Below are 13538 nucleotides of genomic sequence, written 5' to 3' on the forward strand. Positions count from 1 at the left end.
AGGCATGACGCGTGACCTAGGTCTCTTTGTCGGCTAGGGGCTGAGACTGGAATCGGGCCCGCCGCGCCGCCCGGCGCAACGCCGAGAGCACTGGACGTCCGGCCACCAAGCAGAGCGCCGCGGTGAACACAGCCCGGATGAGATCCCAGCCGAGAGACGTGGCCAGCATGAAGGCGCCGTAGCGGGCCGCGTTCGCAGAGAGCGGGTCGCCGGGCACGAAACTGATGGCCGTGTCCGCGAAGGAGACGAACGGCCAGAACCACAAGTTGATCAACAGGCCGTAAAGGAGACCAGCCACGGCGCCGTAGCCTGCGAGCAGCCATATCTCGCCGCGCCCGCGCAGCGGCGGCAGCAGGCCGGCGAGCAGCGCAATCCACCCCGCGGCCATCATCTGGAATGGAAGCCAGGGGCCGACGCCGCCGGTCAGCATGGCACTGGCCAGCAGGGTCAGCTGGCCGAGCACGAAACCGAACCCCGGTCCCAGCGCCCGGCCGGCCAGGATCAGCAAGAAGAACGCAGGCTCGAACCCACCACCGCCGCCGCCGAGCATCCGCAACCCGGTGCCCACGGCGGAGAGCACCCCGAGCAGCGCCACCGCTTTGGCATCCATGCTGCCTTCGGTGAGCTGGGCGAGCACGATGATCAGTAGCAATGGCAGCAGCACGGCGAATAGCCAGGGCGCATCCGCGGAGTGGGCCAGGGCCGAGTCAGGGGCGGCCAGCAGCGGCCACCCGAAGGAGACCAGCCCGATGCTGGATACCAGGATCAGTGCCAGCGTGCTGGGCGGCATGATCCGCAGCGCCGGAACATCCCTGAGCGTGGTCATGAGCACGTTCCCGGGTGACAGCGGGGGTGACTGTTCATGATCATGGCAGCGCCGCCTGGACTTCGGCCACGGTCAGCCAGCGCTCCGGTGCGAGGATCTTGGCCACCTGAGGTGCGAAGGTCGGTGAGCCGACGACCACCTCCGCGGTCGCGCCGTCCGCGACTACCTCGCCGTCGGCGACGACGACCACCCGGGTCGCCAGCTCCGCCACCAGCTCCACATCGTGCGTGGCCAGCATCACCGTGTGGCCGGCAGCGGCGAGCGTGCGGAGGATGTCGCCCAGTCTGCGTTTTGCCGGATAGTCCAGTCCGCGTGTTGGCTCGTCGAGCAGGATCAACGGCGGCCGCGCGACCATCACGACGGCCAGGGCCAGCGCCAGCCGCTGCCCTTCGGAGAGGTCCCGGGGATGTACGTCGTCGGCGATCTCCGGTGCCAGCTGTGCCAGCAGGGCCCGGCAGCTGCCGGCGGTGGCGCCGACGTCGGTGTCGGCGTCGGAGCATTCGGCCGCGACACTGTCCGCGTAGAGCAGATCGGTCGGGTCCTGTGGGACGAGGCCGGCGACGCGAATGGTCTGAGCTGGGTCGGCGCCGTGCGGATCGATGCCACCGGTGCGCACCCGGCCCGCGGCCGGCTCGATGAGCCCGGCCACGGCCGCCAGCAATGACGATTTGCCGGCGCCGTTACGCCCCATCACAGCGACGATCTCGCCGGCGTGAGCTTGCAGCGTCACGTCGTGTAATGCCACCGTGGTGCCGTAGCGCACGGACAGCCGCGACACGCTGAATCGACTCTGAGCGGCGCCGGCCGGGTCGGTGTTTCGTTCGGTCGTCGCCGCAACGTGATCCGGCCGTAGCCGTCTCCGCAGTGACGAGAGACCGAAACGGCCGCCTCGGCGCGGCGCCCCGGATCCGGCCGTGGACGGCTCCGCGGGCTCGAGTCGTTCAGCGGCATCGGGACGCTTCGCGAACGGCACAGTCCGGCGCGAGGCCAGCTCTACTGGTGGTGACCCACCGGTGGCGCCGCCCGATGCCGGTACGTGGGGGAGGCCGGCCAGCTGGTCCCGCAAGCCGGAGGCGGCACGCCTGGCGTCGCGAATAGACAACGGCAGCGGTGACCATCCGGCCAGCCTGCCCAACTCGACGACGGGCGGAGCCACCCGCGCGGCGGTCATGATCTCGGTGGGGGCGCCATCCACCGCCCGGCCGTCACCAGGCAGATACACCACGTGGTCGGCGTATTGGATGACGCGTTCCAGACGGTGTTCGGCGAGCAGGACCGTCGTCCCCAGATCATGGACGAGGCGATGCAACGCGGCGAGCACGTCTTCGGCCGCCTGCGGGTCCAGCGCCGAAGTGGGCTCGTCGAGAACGAGGATCCGCGGGTGGGCGATCATGGCCGCGCCGATCGCGACGCGTTGCCGCTGCCCACCCGAGAGCGTGGACATCGCTCGGCGCCGCACATCCGCGAGCCCCAGCAGGTCCAGCGTTTCCTCGACGCGCCGACGCATGACATCGGGCGTGAGCCCGAGCCACTCCATGCCGAAGGCCAGCTCGTCCTCGACTCGTTCCGCGACGAAACCGGAGCGCGGGTCCTGGCTGACGAATCCGACGACGTCGGCGAGGTCTCGCGGCCGATGATGCCTGGTGTCGCGGCCCTCGACCACGACCCGTCCGGTGAGCGTTCCTCCGGTGAAATGGGGGACCAGCCCGTTGACCGTGCGCAGCAGGGTGGACTTGCCAGAACCGGTCTGGCCCACCACAAGGCATAGCTCGCCTTCGTTGACCGCGAGATCGACGTCTCGCAGGACCGGCTCGGGCTGCGGGTCGAAGCGCACTGACACGTTCTCGAAGACGATCATGCCGGTACCTCCGCGTGATCTCTGGGCGGCGGTGCCGCCCACGCCGGGGCCAAGGCGACGAGTGCGCCAGCGGCGGCGAGCAGCGGCATACCGGGCAGCAGCAGCGGCACCACCATCATGTTCATTCCGGCATGGGCTTGCGTCGCCGCGACGACGAACGCCAAAGCGGCGACCATTCCGGAAGCGGATACCACCCATTCAGGGGTTCGCCATGGGTCGGGGCGGTAGCGCGTGCGGCGAGAGCCGCGGCTGCCGAGGAAGAGTCCGGCGGTTGCCAGTGCGAGCCCGGCACCAATGCCCGCGGGTGCCACTACCGCTGCCGCGCTTCCGTCCAGCAGGCCGTAAAGCCCGATGCAGATGCCGATCAAACCGCAGAGCACGAGAGGTCCGGAGGAACGGCGGTACCGTGGATCGACCGCTGCCGCTCGACCGAAACCACGGGAGTCCATGGCCGCGGCCAGGTCGAGCGATCGTTCAAGTGAGCCTTGCAGGACTGGCATACCCACTCGGCCGACGGCCCGCACGCCGCGCACCTGCCGGCCGCGCAACCGGTGTGCCTGCCGGATCCGGGAGGCGTCCTCGATCAGCCGTGGGGCGAACGTCATGGCGACGACGAGCGCCACCCCGGCCTCGTACAGGGCTCCCGGTACCGAACGCAGCAGCCGCCTGGCGTCGGCAAGTGCGTTGGCCGCGCCGATACAGGCCAGGATCGCCGCGAGCCGAAGGCCGTCGTAGAACGCCAGCGTCAGTGCCTCACCCGTAATGGCACCGCCGATCTTCACCCCCGCGGCCCACTCGGGGAGGGTCAGCTCCGGCAGCCGGAACAGCACCGTGCCGCCGTGCGACGAGGTGAAGACGACCTGAATGACGACCCGGATGAGGATGATCAGCAGGCCTAGCTTGAGGAAGACGGTGAAGGACCGGCTCCAAGGCTCGTTGCCGCGGCGGGCGACCACCACGTAGGCGGCGATGGCGATCAGCAGCGCCAGCAGGAGTGGGTTGGTGGTGCGGCTGGCGGCCGCCGCCAGGCCGAGCGCCCAGAGCCACCATGCTCCCGCATGCAGCGCTCGCGGGATGCGAAGCTCCGACCACCACGCCGGGGGCGTCATCGGATGCTCACCGGGCCCCTCGTGGACGGGCGTCCGGTTCCGGCTTCGTGGAGTAGGTCACTGTCCTCGGGAGCGCCTGGCCCGGACGAACGCCGCCACACCGACCAGCACGACCGCGGCCACGCCCGCGATCAGCAGCAGGAGCTGGTTGTCGTCTTCGTCGGCGTCGGTGTCGCCGGCGTCGCCGCCTGTATCGGTGTCCGCTGCGGACGGCAGGACGAGTGTGACGTGCTCCTCGTCACCCGACGGTGCGGCTTCATCGACGGCGTTCCCGCATTCCGACGTCGGATAGCCGTCGATGCCGCAGGTCAGGCCTTCGTCGAGGCGTACCTGGGCAACGGCGGTGAGAACATCGGCGCCGCTCGCGTCCTCCGGAACGACGGCGCAGTCACCTCGAGGCTCGGGCGGCTCCTCACCGTCCGGGGCGTCCTCGACCGTGCCGTAGTCAAGGACGACGGCCACCCGCTTCTCGCCGTCGCTGGCCGTCGCGGCACCGCAGATGTCGTCGAAGACGTCGCCGGTGCGGGGGAACCGGGTCGCAGACTCGCCGCCGACGGCGAAGCGCCACCCCTCGATGGCGCCCTCTTCAGGCACGGTGTCAGCAGGACCGGTGGGGGCGAATGCCCACTCGCCGTCAGTCCATTGGTAGTAACCCCAGAATCGGAACGCGTCGGCGCTGGCACTGGTGGCGAGGCCGATCGGCAGGAGTAGTGCAACGATGGCGGCTAAGAGGCCGCGCAGTATGGGAGTCGCCTGGCTCGCGTGCCCGAGCATCCTGGCTGGCGGCGTTGTCGTCAGTCGTCGCACAAACCCAGTGCGACTCCTTCCTCCGCCTTGCCATCCAGGCGCTCGCCCCCGCTCGCTGTCAGGCGCCCCATTCTGCGCAGCCTCTAAGGCCAATCGTGTTCTCAGGCGCATCAGGTCTGACCTTTCGTTGAGCGGTCCGGTGACGAGGTGGGAAACCGCTCCTTGCGGCGGCCGGTTCTGGCCGGCCCGCGCCTGGCAAGTGTCCTGTGCCTCGTCCCGTAAGCCTCGACGGAAACGTTGGGCCGCTCGCATCCGAATCCGGCATTCCGGCTCACCACGAACGCGGTCACGGAAGTATCACCTTCCGTGCGTGGCCTACGGCTGCGGGTCAGCGTCGGTTTCCGACCGACTTCCCCGAAAACGGATGCGTAGAGGTACTCAAAGGTTCCCATGCGGCTCTGAACTGGTCAAAAACGCCCAGGGTGGCGCCGCCCCCAGGCTCGGTGATCGTTGCCGGATTTTTGCTGTTCGATGGGGGAGTTTCGTCCCGGTTTGCGCTGTTGCCCGCGGCAAAAATCCGGCAACGATCACCGGGCGGAGTTGGGCGGTGTTGCGGCGGCAGGCCCGGAAGGGGCCGCTGTGTCACCGGGGTATGGCAGGCTCATGGGATCGACGATGGAGGAGGCACGGCACATGGCATGGTCTTGGCGGTTCGTGAATGCCGATGGCGACCTGATCACCGATGACGAAGGCTCGCCTGCCGGACAGGGTGTCGAATTCCCCACCCAATCCGACGCGGAGAGCTGGATCGGTGAGCACTGGCGCCAGCTCGCGGACTCCGGCGTCGACGGCGTCACGTTGCTCGAGGACGGCCGCGAAGTCTATGGCCCGATGAGCCTCCAGCCACCTGAGTGACCTGTTTGATCCGTGTGGACGCGACTAGCCCGGACGGCCCCTGCCACCGCTTTGGTGGGGATCTGAGCTGGATATAGCGGCAATGAACCAGGCGTGTGAGAACATTTCACGCGCACGGTGCGGCTGTGCGCCTGATGTCTGCCTTCGGCTCGGCAAGGTGTACGGCATGGCTCGTTCCACTGATTCGAGGAGGAAGCTTTGCGTGGTCTTGTCCGGATGGCTGTCGCGGCCGCAGTTGCGGTACCGACGGGCCTGGTCAGCGTCGCCGCGGCTGTGACCGGGGACGTCGCTGCTCAGGTACCTGTGGGCGACGCGTGCGACGCGGTTCTGGTGGATCATGCCGAGTACCTCTCCGAGGCCGAAGCCGCGGAGATCGAGCAGGCGGCGCGTGACTTCCGCAGCGACCTCGCCTACGAGATCCGTATCCGCATCATGACGCAGGAGCAGGCGCCCTATCTCGAAGGCCGGATGGTCGAGGAAGAGCTGGCGTGTGAGTCGTGGCGGAACCCCAACGGCGGATTCCGCGAGAACCTCTTGGTGCTCGCGTTCACCACCGACACCGCCGAGCAGAACGGCGAGACGTTGCTGCTGTTCGGCGACCGGATGCCGCACGAGATGGACGACGCGTGGCCGGGAATCCAGTCCGACACCATCAACCACGCCTTGAACGACGACGACTGGGTCGGCGGGATCACCGGCGGGCTGGCGGACATCCGGCAGGTCATCGACCCGCCCCTGGGCAATGCCGGAGTCGTGGCGGCGGCCGTCGCCGGTACTGCCGCCGCCGGCACAGGCGGCGGTGTGCTGCTGTGGCGTCGAAGGAAACGCGGCGAGCTGACCGATCGCTTCGAGCGATCCACAGCTGAACTCGACACTCTCACTTTGCGGCTGGATCCGAAGACGGAGTCGTTGCGTCGGGACATCGAGCTGATGCGTACTGCCGTGGCGGACGACGAGCTCGGTGCGGCGATCGGATCGTCCGAAGAGATGCTCGACTCGGCCGACCAGCTCGTGTACCGGCGTTCCGAAGCCAGCGCCGACCGCGACCAGTTGCTCAAGCAGCGAAGCCTGGCCAAGGTCGCGGATGGAGTAGCGAGATGGGAAGCACTCGAGAAATCTGTGCGCGACCTTTTGCCTGAACTCGAAGCGGAGGAGACGCGGATGGCCACGCTGCTCGCCGTTCGGGACGAGGCGCCGCAACGGCTGGCCCGGATCGCCTCCCTCGCGGACGACGTTCGCCAAGCCGAGGCGGCAGCCGCCGCGGACGGATACGTCACCACCACTGACGCCGCTGTCCTTGGCGTGGTCGACGAGTGGGTGACGATGATCGGCCGTCAGCTCGAGGAGAAACGCCTGATCGCCGTAGACACCGGTACCGCCGGGCTGATCGCGGATCTTGAACACGCTCGCGACGCGCTCGGCCGGATGGCGCAACGCGCTGGCGAACTCGGCGACCGGGTGACCGAACTCGAACAGGCCCAGGCGGACGTCGTGGCGATGAGCCACGCTGCCTCTGACGCGGACCGGAACCTGCATGAGGCGTTTGCGCAGAGCATCTACGCCGCGGTCTCCGGGAATGTCGATACGGGCAGGCAGGCGGTTGAGACCGCGGCCCGATCGATCATTAATGGCCGCGAAGCGCTCGACGGACGCGACCTGGGTGTCGCCGAGGCACGGCTCAAGGAGGCAGCCGAGGCGCAGGCCGAGGCTCAGTCCATATTCGGCGCGGTGACCGAACTGCTCGGGCGCGCCCAGAGGTTGCAGCAAAGTGTGCCGGACCGGCATCGGACCGTCGCCGCGAACGTGAGTTCACTGCAGAACCTGGTGGCCAGGCTCGGTTCGGCGGCCACAACCGGAATACGGCAGCAGGTCGCCGAGCTCGAGGCCGAACTCGGTTCGGTGGATGTCCAGAGCTCGCGACCGGACTGGATCGCGCTGAACCAACGTCTCGACTCGATCGAGGAGAAGACCACCAAGGCCACCAAAGAGGCCGAGAAGATCCGGCGCCGCGAGGAAGAACGCCAGCGCCGCGAACGTCAGCGCCGGCACGGCAGCAGCTACTCGCGATCATTCGGCAGCGGAGGAGGCTCCTCGCGCAGCCGCAGTCGCAGCTCGTCGTCTCGCAGCTCGTCGTCTCGCGGCGGCTCGTCGCGCCGCTCCAGCGGCGGCAGCCGGCGGGGAGGCTCGTCCCGCCGGTAACCGGCGATCAAGAGGTCGCCCGAACGAGGACGCGCCCTGCTGGCGCACCTATTCGCGCGGGTTCTAGAGCTGGGGGACCGGCGACCGATCCGGTGGCGGCAGCTCCTTGGTGAAGAAGCGGCTGATGTCTTCGTCGTTGTGCTGGCCGTAGGGGCTGGCGGGTGTATAGCCGCTGGAGGTGTACAGAGCTATCGCCTCCGGCTGTTTCACCCCCGCGGTCAGCACGATGCGCTTGTAGCCGGCGTCGGCTGCGCGCGCCTCGAGCTCTGCCAGCAGGCGCTTGGCGTGTCCGCCGCCGCGGTGGTCATGCGAGACGTACATCCGTTTGATCTCGGCGACGAGGTCGTCGTGCCGGCGGAATCCGCCCGTGGCGACCGGTTCGTTGCCCACGAACCCGACGAGGAACTGGCCGTGGGGTGGGGCGAACTCGTCGGGATCCACCGGGGCTTCGCGTTCGTCGCCGTAGCGCTCGATGTACTCCTGTTGCAGTTCATCCTCGAGGGCTCGGACGACAGGGTCCGAGTAGCGCAGCGGGCGTATAGTGACCTCCACTGCGCCGTTGTCGGCTCGAGAAGTGTCTCTCACACCAGATCTCCCGGTTTGACGGCAGGTTTGGGAAGCCTCAGACGGCGGATCTGCATAGCCCGCATCAAGGCGTAGAAGACGTGGCCGCGACGGTCGTCGTCGGGGAACCGCTTGCGGAACTCCCGCTTGACCCGGATGCCCAGGAACGTCATATCGACGAAGAGCATGATCATGACAACCAGCCAGACAGTCATCATCATCAACTGGATCTGCGGGATCGGGATGAAGTTGCCGAACAACACGATGAGGATGATCGGCAAGAAGAACTCGCCGACGCCGCGCCGGGAATCGACGTAGTCCCGCAGGAACTTTCGCTCCGGCCCTTGGTCGCGAGCGAGGAAGTATCGCTCGTCGCCGGATGCCATGGCCTGTCTGGCGCGTGAGCGCTGCGACTTGATGCGCTCGCGCTCCTTGCGCATGGCTTCGCGCTTGTTCAGCGGCGGGCGGACCCGTTCTTTTCGAGCCTGCTCGGCTTCGCTGCGTTTGGGCGTCGGGCGGCCCTTTGTCCCGGGTTGGCCGGGTTCGTTGTTGGCATCGTGACCACTGGCATCAGCCTTCGGCGACGCAGCGGTGTCGGTGCCGGTATCTGGTGTCTTGGATTCGGATCGACGACGGAACACACCTATAGGGTAGGTCAGGAACGCAACCTCCCCTGCCAACACGGGGCTTGACACCGTAGGCTAGGAGGCGAACGCTTCGCGTATCAGCCAATGACCCACGCTCGAGAAAGGGCTACCTGGCCACATGGGGATCCTCCAGCGAATGTCCATGATCTTCCGGGCCAAGGCCGAGAAAGCATTAGATCGCGCCGAGGACCCCCGGGAGACTCTCGATTACTCCTACAAGAAACAGCTCGACATGCTCCAGAAGGTGCGTCGTGGCGTGGCTGATGTTGCCACCAGCCGCAAGCGCATCGAGGTGCAGATGACGCAGTTGCAGCAACAGGCCGACAAACTTCAGCAGCAGGCCAAGAAGGCGCTGTCGTTGGGCCGGGAAGACCTGGCCCGGGAAGCGCTTGGCCGGCGCTCCGGCCTGGAGGGTCAGCTCAACGACCTCCGCACGCAGCACGAGGCGCTGCAGGGCGAGGAAGAGAAGCTCACCCTCGCCGCACAGCGCTTGCAGGCCAAGGTCGAGTCGTTCCGGACCAGGAAAGAGACGATCAAGGCCACCTACACCGCCGCCGAGGCCCAGACCCGGATCGGCGAGGCGTTCAGTGGCATCTCCGAGGAGATGGGCGACGTCGGCATGGCGGTGCAGCGTGCTGAGGACCGCACGGCAGAGCTGCAGGCGCGTTCCGGCGCCATTGACGAGCTGCTGGCATCCGGTGCCCTCGACGACGTCACCGGTACTCCCGGAGACGACATCAGCGCGGAGCTCGATCGGCTCTCCTCCACCGGTGATGTCGAGCTCGAACTCGCGAGGATGCGCCAGGAGATCAGCGGTGGCTCCAGCGAGACTCCGAAGGCGCTCGGCGGTGAGGCGAACGCGGCCGAAGCTGTCGAGGCCGACCGTGAGGAGGAGCAGCGGTGATTGTCCGCATCATGGGTGAGGGCCAGGTCCGGATCCCGGACGAGGCCTTCCCGGAACTGAACCGCCTGGACGACGAGCTCGGTGCGGCCATCGAGTCCGGCGACGACGACCGTTTCCGGGCCGCGCTCGTACGCCTGCTGACCGAGGTGCGCACGGTTGGTACGCCGGTGCGTGACGACGAGCTGGTCGACAGCGACTTGGTGCTGCCCTATGCCGAGGCTCATGTCGACGAGGTCAGCGCCCTGCTGACTGATGAGGGTCTGATCCCGCTCGATCCTCCGGCTCGCTGAGGCGAGTGTCCGGGAACGCCGTGGCGTGCTGCGGCGTTGAATTCAGCAGCACCGTACGCCCCAATCGACCAGGAGGAACACACGTTGGCACGCACGAGGTTCGCCCCGGATCGGGGGCTGACCACTCGCATGGTGGCGACCATGATCTTGTTGGCGCTGCTGTACGTGGTCATCGTGGCCGCTATCTCGGTGGCCTCCGGTGCGTGGATCCTGGGCATCCTGATCGGCCTGGGGGTGTTGTGGGCGCAGTGGTACTTCTCGGACAAGATGGCGCTGTCGGCCATGCGGGCCCGGGAGGTCTCGCCGTCGGAGGATCCCGCACTGCACGCCATGATTGATCGGCTGTGTGCGCTGGCTGACATGCCGAAGCCCAAGGTAGCGGTGGCTGACACAGACCTGCCGAACGCGTTTGCGGCCGGGCGCAGCCCGGACCGTGCGGTCGTCTGTGTCACCACCGGTATCCGGCGGCGGCTGAATGAGCGTGAGCTTGAGGCAGTGCTCTCTCATGAGCTGTCCCACGTGGCACACCGCGACGTTTTGGTTATGACCATCGCATCCGTCGTCGGCGTGATGGCCGGATTCATCACCCGCTACACGTTGTTCTTCAGCGCGGGCCGCAGCCGAGGCAACAACAACGGCGCGCCGGTCGTCCTCATCGTGCTGCTCATCGCTGCCGTGGTCTACTTCGTCAGTTTCCTGCTGACTCGGCTGTTGTCCCGGTACCGGGAGCTGGCGGCAGACCGCGCGGGCGCCATTCTGACTGGGCAGCCGTCGGCCCTGGCCAGCGCTCTCACCAAGATCTCCGGCGAGATGGCCAAGATCCCGGCCCGGGACCTGCGCGCCGCCGAGCCGTACAACGCATTCTTCTTCGTTCCGGCGCTTACCGGCAAGATGGATATTGCCGCATTGTTCGCCAGCCACCCTCGGCTGGAGCGCCGCCTTGAACAGCTCGACAAGATATCCGTTGAGCTCGGCCGGGAGTGATCACGGCTTATGGGATTCTGGAATGCGCTCTTCGGCCGGTCCAAGCAGGTCGAACCAAATCTTGACGCGCTGTTCGGGCTGCCTACGGCGGCTTTGACGCTCGAAGCTTCCGCGGAGATGCACCCCACGGGCGTCGGCGCCGTGTGTTTCCGGCAAGCCGAGGGTGGGCCCTTCGCACGCTTGAAGAGCGAGATCACCGAGTTGCTCGGTGGCGCTGAACCGGAAGAGATCAAAGACGACTACGGTTACACGTGGTTAGTCGTCAAACGCGCTCCGGACGACATGTCGGCGCTGTGCACCGATCTGCATTCGGTCAACTCCACTCTCGAAGCGGCCGGCTTCGGACCTTCGCTGCTATGCACCACTATCGGCTTGCGTTCCGACGACGCCCGCGGCTTGGCGCTGGTGTATCTGTACAAGCGGGGGACGTTCTACCCGTTCGCCCCGGTCGACAGCCGGGCCCAGCGTCGCGACAACGCGCTCGAGTTGCAGGTGCGAGCCCTGGTGGGCGGCGATCTGACGATCGAGCCCGATGTGAGCCGCTGGTTCCCCGTGTGGGGAGCCCCCGGCATCTGACCCCCTGTGGCCGCGGACGTCCCCCAGACAGGCGACCCACGGCCCTAGCCGGCCCTGGCAGGTGAGGTCTCCCGTCCAAACGGCCATCTCGCCCGGACAGGCAACCCAAGAGCAAAGCGGCTCGGGGAAATGGAGCCTCTCCATGGTGTGGCGGGCATCAGCGAGGGAGGCCGATGGCGAAGCCTCGCTCCGACCGAGTCTGCTGGGCAAGGAGAGGCTCCATTTCCCCGAGCCGCTTTCCGCCCCTGTGGGTTACTTGCTCTGGTCGTTACTCAGCCATTTCTCCGGGCGCATGCGCACGAGGATCGACACCTCGCCGAGGGAGCCATCGACGTAGGCGACAGCCTCGTCGTCGGGGAGATAGCGTCGCGTGATGGCCAGCGCCTGCTGGCGTGTGGGGGCCTCGCCGTTGCTCACCACCGGTCCCTCGACGGAGACGTACTTGTAGGGCGCCTGCTCGGTCTGGGCGACCAGCGTGAGCCGTCCGGCTTTGCTGATGAGCTGGTCCTTGATGCTGTCGCGGTGCATCCAGAGCAGGACGTCGCCTCCTGGCTCGTAGTCGTACCAGATGGGCACGGCCAGTGGAGCTCGCCCGTCGCGTTCCACGGCCAGCACTCCGACGTGGATGCCGGAGAGAAACGATTCACGCTCGGCGCTGGTCATGACAAACGACATGGGTGTGACTCCTTCAGCCTGAGAGAGTGGAAGACGGCGGCTCTATCGCGCCTGCTGTTGTTCTGGTGCCGGCCCTCAGGGCCGTACAACTCATCTGTACAACTCCCGGCAGAGTCCGCAGGATTCCCCGTCGATGTGATCGTGAGCAGATTTATGCGGTTCGCCGCCCCAATATGTCCCGATTTGGGGCGGCGGTGGCAACCAGAATCCGCTCACGATCACCGGGGAGGTGGCGGGATTTTGTGGGGCGACGCTAGTTTCTGACGGCTCCGGCGGACAGACCCTGAATGAGGTAACGCTGCGCCAACGCGAACAGCACCACGACGGGCACCACGGCGAGCACACCGGCGGCCAGAATGCCGCCCCAGTTCTGTGCGCCCATGCTCTCCAATACCTGGGCGATACCGATCTGCACCGTGCGGGTACTGGAGGAGCTGGTCATGATCAGCGCGTATTGGTAGTCGTTCCACGCGAGGATGAAGGCGTAGAGGCCGACGGCCACCAGGCCAGGCTTGGTTAGCGGCAGGATGACGCTCACCAGCGTCCGCAGCCGCCCCGCGCCGGTGACACGTTCACGGCAGCGACGTGGTTCCGCACCGACTCAACGGCATCACAGGCGATCATGTGGGCCTACGGTGTTGGCTCCGGTGCACCTCAGTGGTGGATTCGCGTGGAGCCTGGTTCGGACCGGTTGCGGGCGCTGGTGGATACCGGCTCCGGATCCCGGTCGTTGGTTGCTGCTGGGAACCTCGCCGACGGCGACTGGCACCATGTCGCGCTGACCCGTTCGGACGAGAGCGTCGTGCTGTATATCGACGGTGCGGCGGTGGCCACGGCAGAGAATCTCGCCGGATCGACGTCGGCCGGCGCGCAGCGCGGTGTCTACGTCGGGCAGCGGCCGGACGGCGTGAACCCGCTGGTCGGGGCGGTGGGCGAGGTGTATCTGTACGACCGCGCGCTCTCCGCCGAGGATGTAGCGGCGTTGGCCAGCGACAACGGCGCGGCCGAGGGCGGCCAGGTGCTGCACCTGGCTCTCGAGGAGCTGATCCGCGGCCTGCCGCGCTAGACGTCGCGCGGCTATGGCTGCCTTCGATACCAAGAACTGCACGGCGCAGCCGTGTGGAACGGTTCAAACGTCGTTCTTGGTATCGAAGTCGGCGGCCCGGGCAGATGCCGTCAACATATGTTGACGGCCACGGCTGCGTCAGCATATGCTGACGGTTGAGCGGGTCCCAGGAGACCCC

At 67.2% G+C, this 13538-nt stretch carries 13 protein-coding genes and 2 pseudogenes; 7 read left to right on the top strand and 8 right to left on the bottom strand.

Translation table 11 applies throughout. The features are described from left to right. Positions 1–16 precede the first annotated feature (16 nt). Genes F7O44_RS09285 through F7O44_RS09300 form a run of 4 tightly spaced genes read right to left on the bottom strand, consistent with a single transcriptional unit; the run spans position 17 to position 4600 of the window. Positions 17–826: an ECF transporter S component gene (locus tag F7O44_RS09285; RefSeq protein WP_162449916.1), complete on the bottom strand. Its 810-nt coding sequence runs from the start codon at positions 824–826 to the stop codon at positions 17–19. A gap of 40 nt (positions 827–866) precedes the next feature. Then, complete coding sequence (locus F7O44_RS09290; protein ID WP_162449917.1) at positions 867–2684, bottom strand: ABC transporter ATP-binding protein; 1818 nt, start codon at positions 2682–2684, stop codon at positions 867–869. Further along, positions 2681–3793 (bottom strand): energy-coupling factor transporter transmembrane component T, encoded by a 1113-nt coding sequence (locus F7O44_RS09295; RefSeq protein ID WP_162449918.1) that lies wholly within the window; start codon positions 3791–3793, stop codon positions 2681–2683. The genes F7O44_RS09290 and F7O44_RS09295 overlap by 4 nt, the downstream gene beginning before the upstream one ends. Positions 3794–3850: 57 nt before the next feature. After that, positions 3851–4600, bottom strand: a complete 750-nt coding sequence (locus F7O44_RS09300; RefSeq protein WP_162449919.1) for an SCO2322 family protein — start codon at positions 4598–4600, stop codon at positions 3851–3853. A 633-nt stretch (positions 4601–5233) separates the two neighbouring features. Here F7O44_RS09300 and F7O44_RS09305 point away from each other — a divergent pair. Both F7O44_RS09305 and F7O44_RS09310 read left to right on the top strand, forming a co-directional pair. Continuing rightward, positions 5234–5455 (top strand): hypothetical protein, encoded by a 222-nt coding sequence (locus F7O44_RS09305; RefSeq protein ID WP_162449920.1) that lies wholly within the window; start codon positions 5234–5236, stop codon positions 5453–5455. Between the two features lie 198 nt (positions 5456–5653). Further along, positions 5654–7654 (top strand): TPM domain-containing protein, encoded by a 2001-nt coding sequence (locus tag F7O44_RS09310; RefSeq protein ID WP_162449921.1) that lies wholly within the window; start codon positions 5654–5656, stop codon positions 7652–7654. Between the two features lie 63 nt (positions 7655–7717). Here F7O44_RS09310 and F7O44_RS09315 read toward each other — a convergent pair whose 3' ends face one another. Next, entirely contained in the window at positions 7718–8239 is a 522-nt protein-coding gene (locus F7O44_RS09315; RefSeq protein WP_222851208.1) for a GNAT family N-acetyltransferase, read from the bottom strand. After that, entirely contained in the window at positions 8236–8859 is a 624-nt protein-coding gene (locus tag F7O44_RS09320; RefSeq protein WP_162449922.1) for a DUF3043 domain-containing protein, read from the bottom strand. Before F7O44_RS09320 ends, F7O44_RS09315 begins: the two co-directional genes overlap by 4 nt. A 142-nt stretch (positions 8860–9001) precedes the next feature. Between F7O44_RS09320 and F7O44_RS09325 the strand changes: the two genes are divergently transcribed. The 4 genes from F7O44_RS09325 to pspAB all read left to right on the top strand — a co-directional run bounded on the left by F7O44_RS09325 (position 9002) and on the right by pspAB (position 11619). Next, a complete protein-coding gene (locus F7O44_RS09325) occupies positions 9002–9769 on the top strand; it encodes a PspA/IM30 family protein (protein WP_222851209.1) in 768 nt (255 codons plus the stop codon). Beyond that, positions 9766–10059: a PspA-associated protein PspAA gene (pspAA, locus tag F7O44_RS09330; protein ID WP_162449924.1), complete on the top strand. Its 294-nt coding sequence runs from the start codon at positions 9766–9768 to the stop codon at positions 10057–10059. Before F7O44_RS09325 ends, pspAA begins: the two co-directional genes overlap by 4 nt. Before the next feature lie 84 nt (positions 10060–10143). Then, on the top strand, positions 10144–11043 hold the full coding sequence (gene htpX, locus F7O44_RS09335) for a zinc metalloprotease HtpX (RefSeq protein ID WP_162449925.1): 900 nt from the start codon (positions 10144–10146) through the stop codon (positions 11041–11043). Between the two features lie 9 nt (positions 11044–11052). Next, positions 11053–11619: a PspA-associated protein PspAB gene (gene pspAB, locus F7O44_RS09340; protein ID WP_162449926.1), complete on the top strand. Its 567-nt coding sequence runs from the start codon at positions 11053–11055 to the stop codon at positions 11617–11619. Positions 11620–11871: 252 nt separating this feature from the next. Here pspAB and F7O44_RS09345 read toward each other — a convergent pair whose 3' ends face one another. Both F7O44_RS09345 and F7O44_RS09350 read right to left on the bottom strand, forming a co-directional pair. Next, positions 11872–12294, bottom strand: a complete 423-nt coding sequence (locus F7O44_RS09345) for a pyridoxamine 5'-phosphate oxidase family protein (protein ID WP_162449927.1) — start codon at positions 12292–12294, stop codon at positions 11872–11874. A 253-nt stretch (positions 12295–12547) separates the two neighbouring features. Beyond that, positions 12548–12853 (bottom strand): annotated as a pseudogene (locus F7O44_RS09350) (ABC transporter permease subunit); the annotation flags it as partial. Between F7O44_RS09350 and F7O44_RS09355 the strand changes: the two are divergent. Continuing rightward, positions 12854–13360, top strand: a pseudogene (locus tag F7O44_RS09355) (LamG domain-containing protein); the annotation flags it as partial. Positions 13361–13538: the final 178 nt, after the last annotated feature.

The sequence above is a fragment of the Phytoactinopolyspora mesophila genome (genome assembly GCF_010122465.1).
In the GTDB taxonomy this organism is placed as follows: domain Bacteria; phylum Actinomycetota; class Actinomycetes; order Jiangellales; family Jiangellaceae; genus Phytoactinopolyspora; species Phytoactinopolyspora mesophila.

What these genes read in the sequence shown, in the direction of transcription:
- F7O44_RS09285 (WP_162449916.1), bottom strand. Translation starts at nt 826, where the DNA reads ATGACCACGCTCAGGGATGTTCCGGCGCTGCGGATCATGCCGCCCAGC.
- F7O44_RS09290 (WP_162449917.1), bottom strand. Translation starts at nt 2,684, where the DNA reads ATGATCGTCTTCGAGAACGTGTCAGTGCGCTTCGACCCGCAGCCCGAG.
- F7O44_RS09295 (WP_162449918.1), bottom strand. Translation starts at nt 3,793, where the DNA reads ATGACGCCCCCGGCGTGGTGGTCGGAGCTTCGCATCCCGCGAGCGCTG.
- F7O44_RS09305 (WP_162449920.1), top strand. Translation starts at nt 5,234, where the DNA reads ATGGCATGGTCTTGGCGGTTCGTGAATGCCGATGGCGACCTGATCACC.
- F7O44_RS09325 (WP_222851209.1), top strand. Translation starts at nt 9,002, where the DNA reads ATGTCCATGATCTTCCGGGCCAAGGCCGAGAAAGCATTAGATCGCGCC.
- pspAB (WP_162449926.1), top strand. Translation starts at nt 11,053, where the DNA reads ATGGGATTCTGGAATGCGCTCTTCGGCCGGTCCAAGCAGGTCGAACCA.
- F7O44_RS09345 (WP_162449927.1), bottom strand. Translation starts at nt 12,294, where the DNA reads ATGTCGTTTGTCATGACCAGCGCCGAGCGTGAATCGTTTCTCTCCGGC.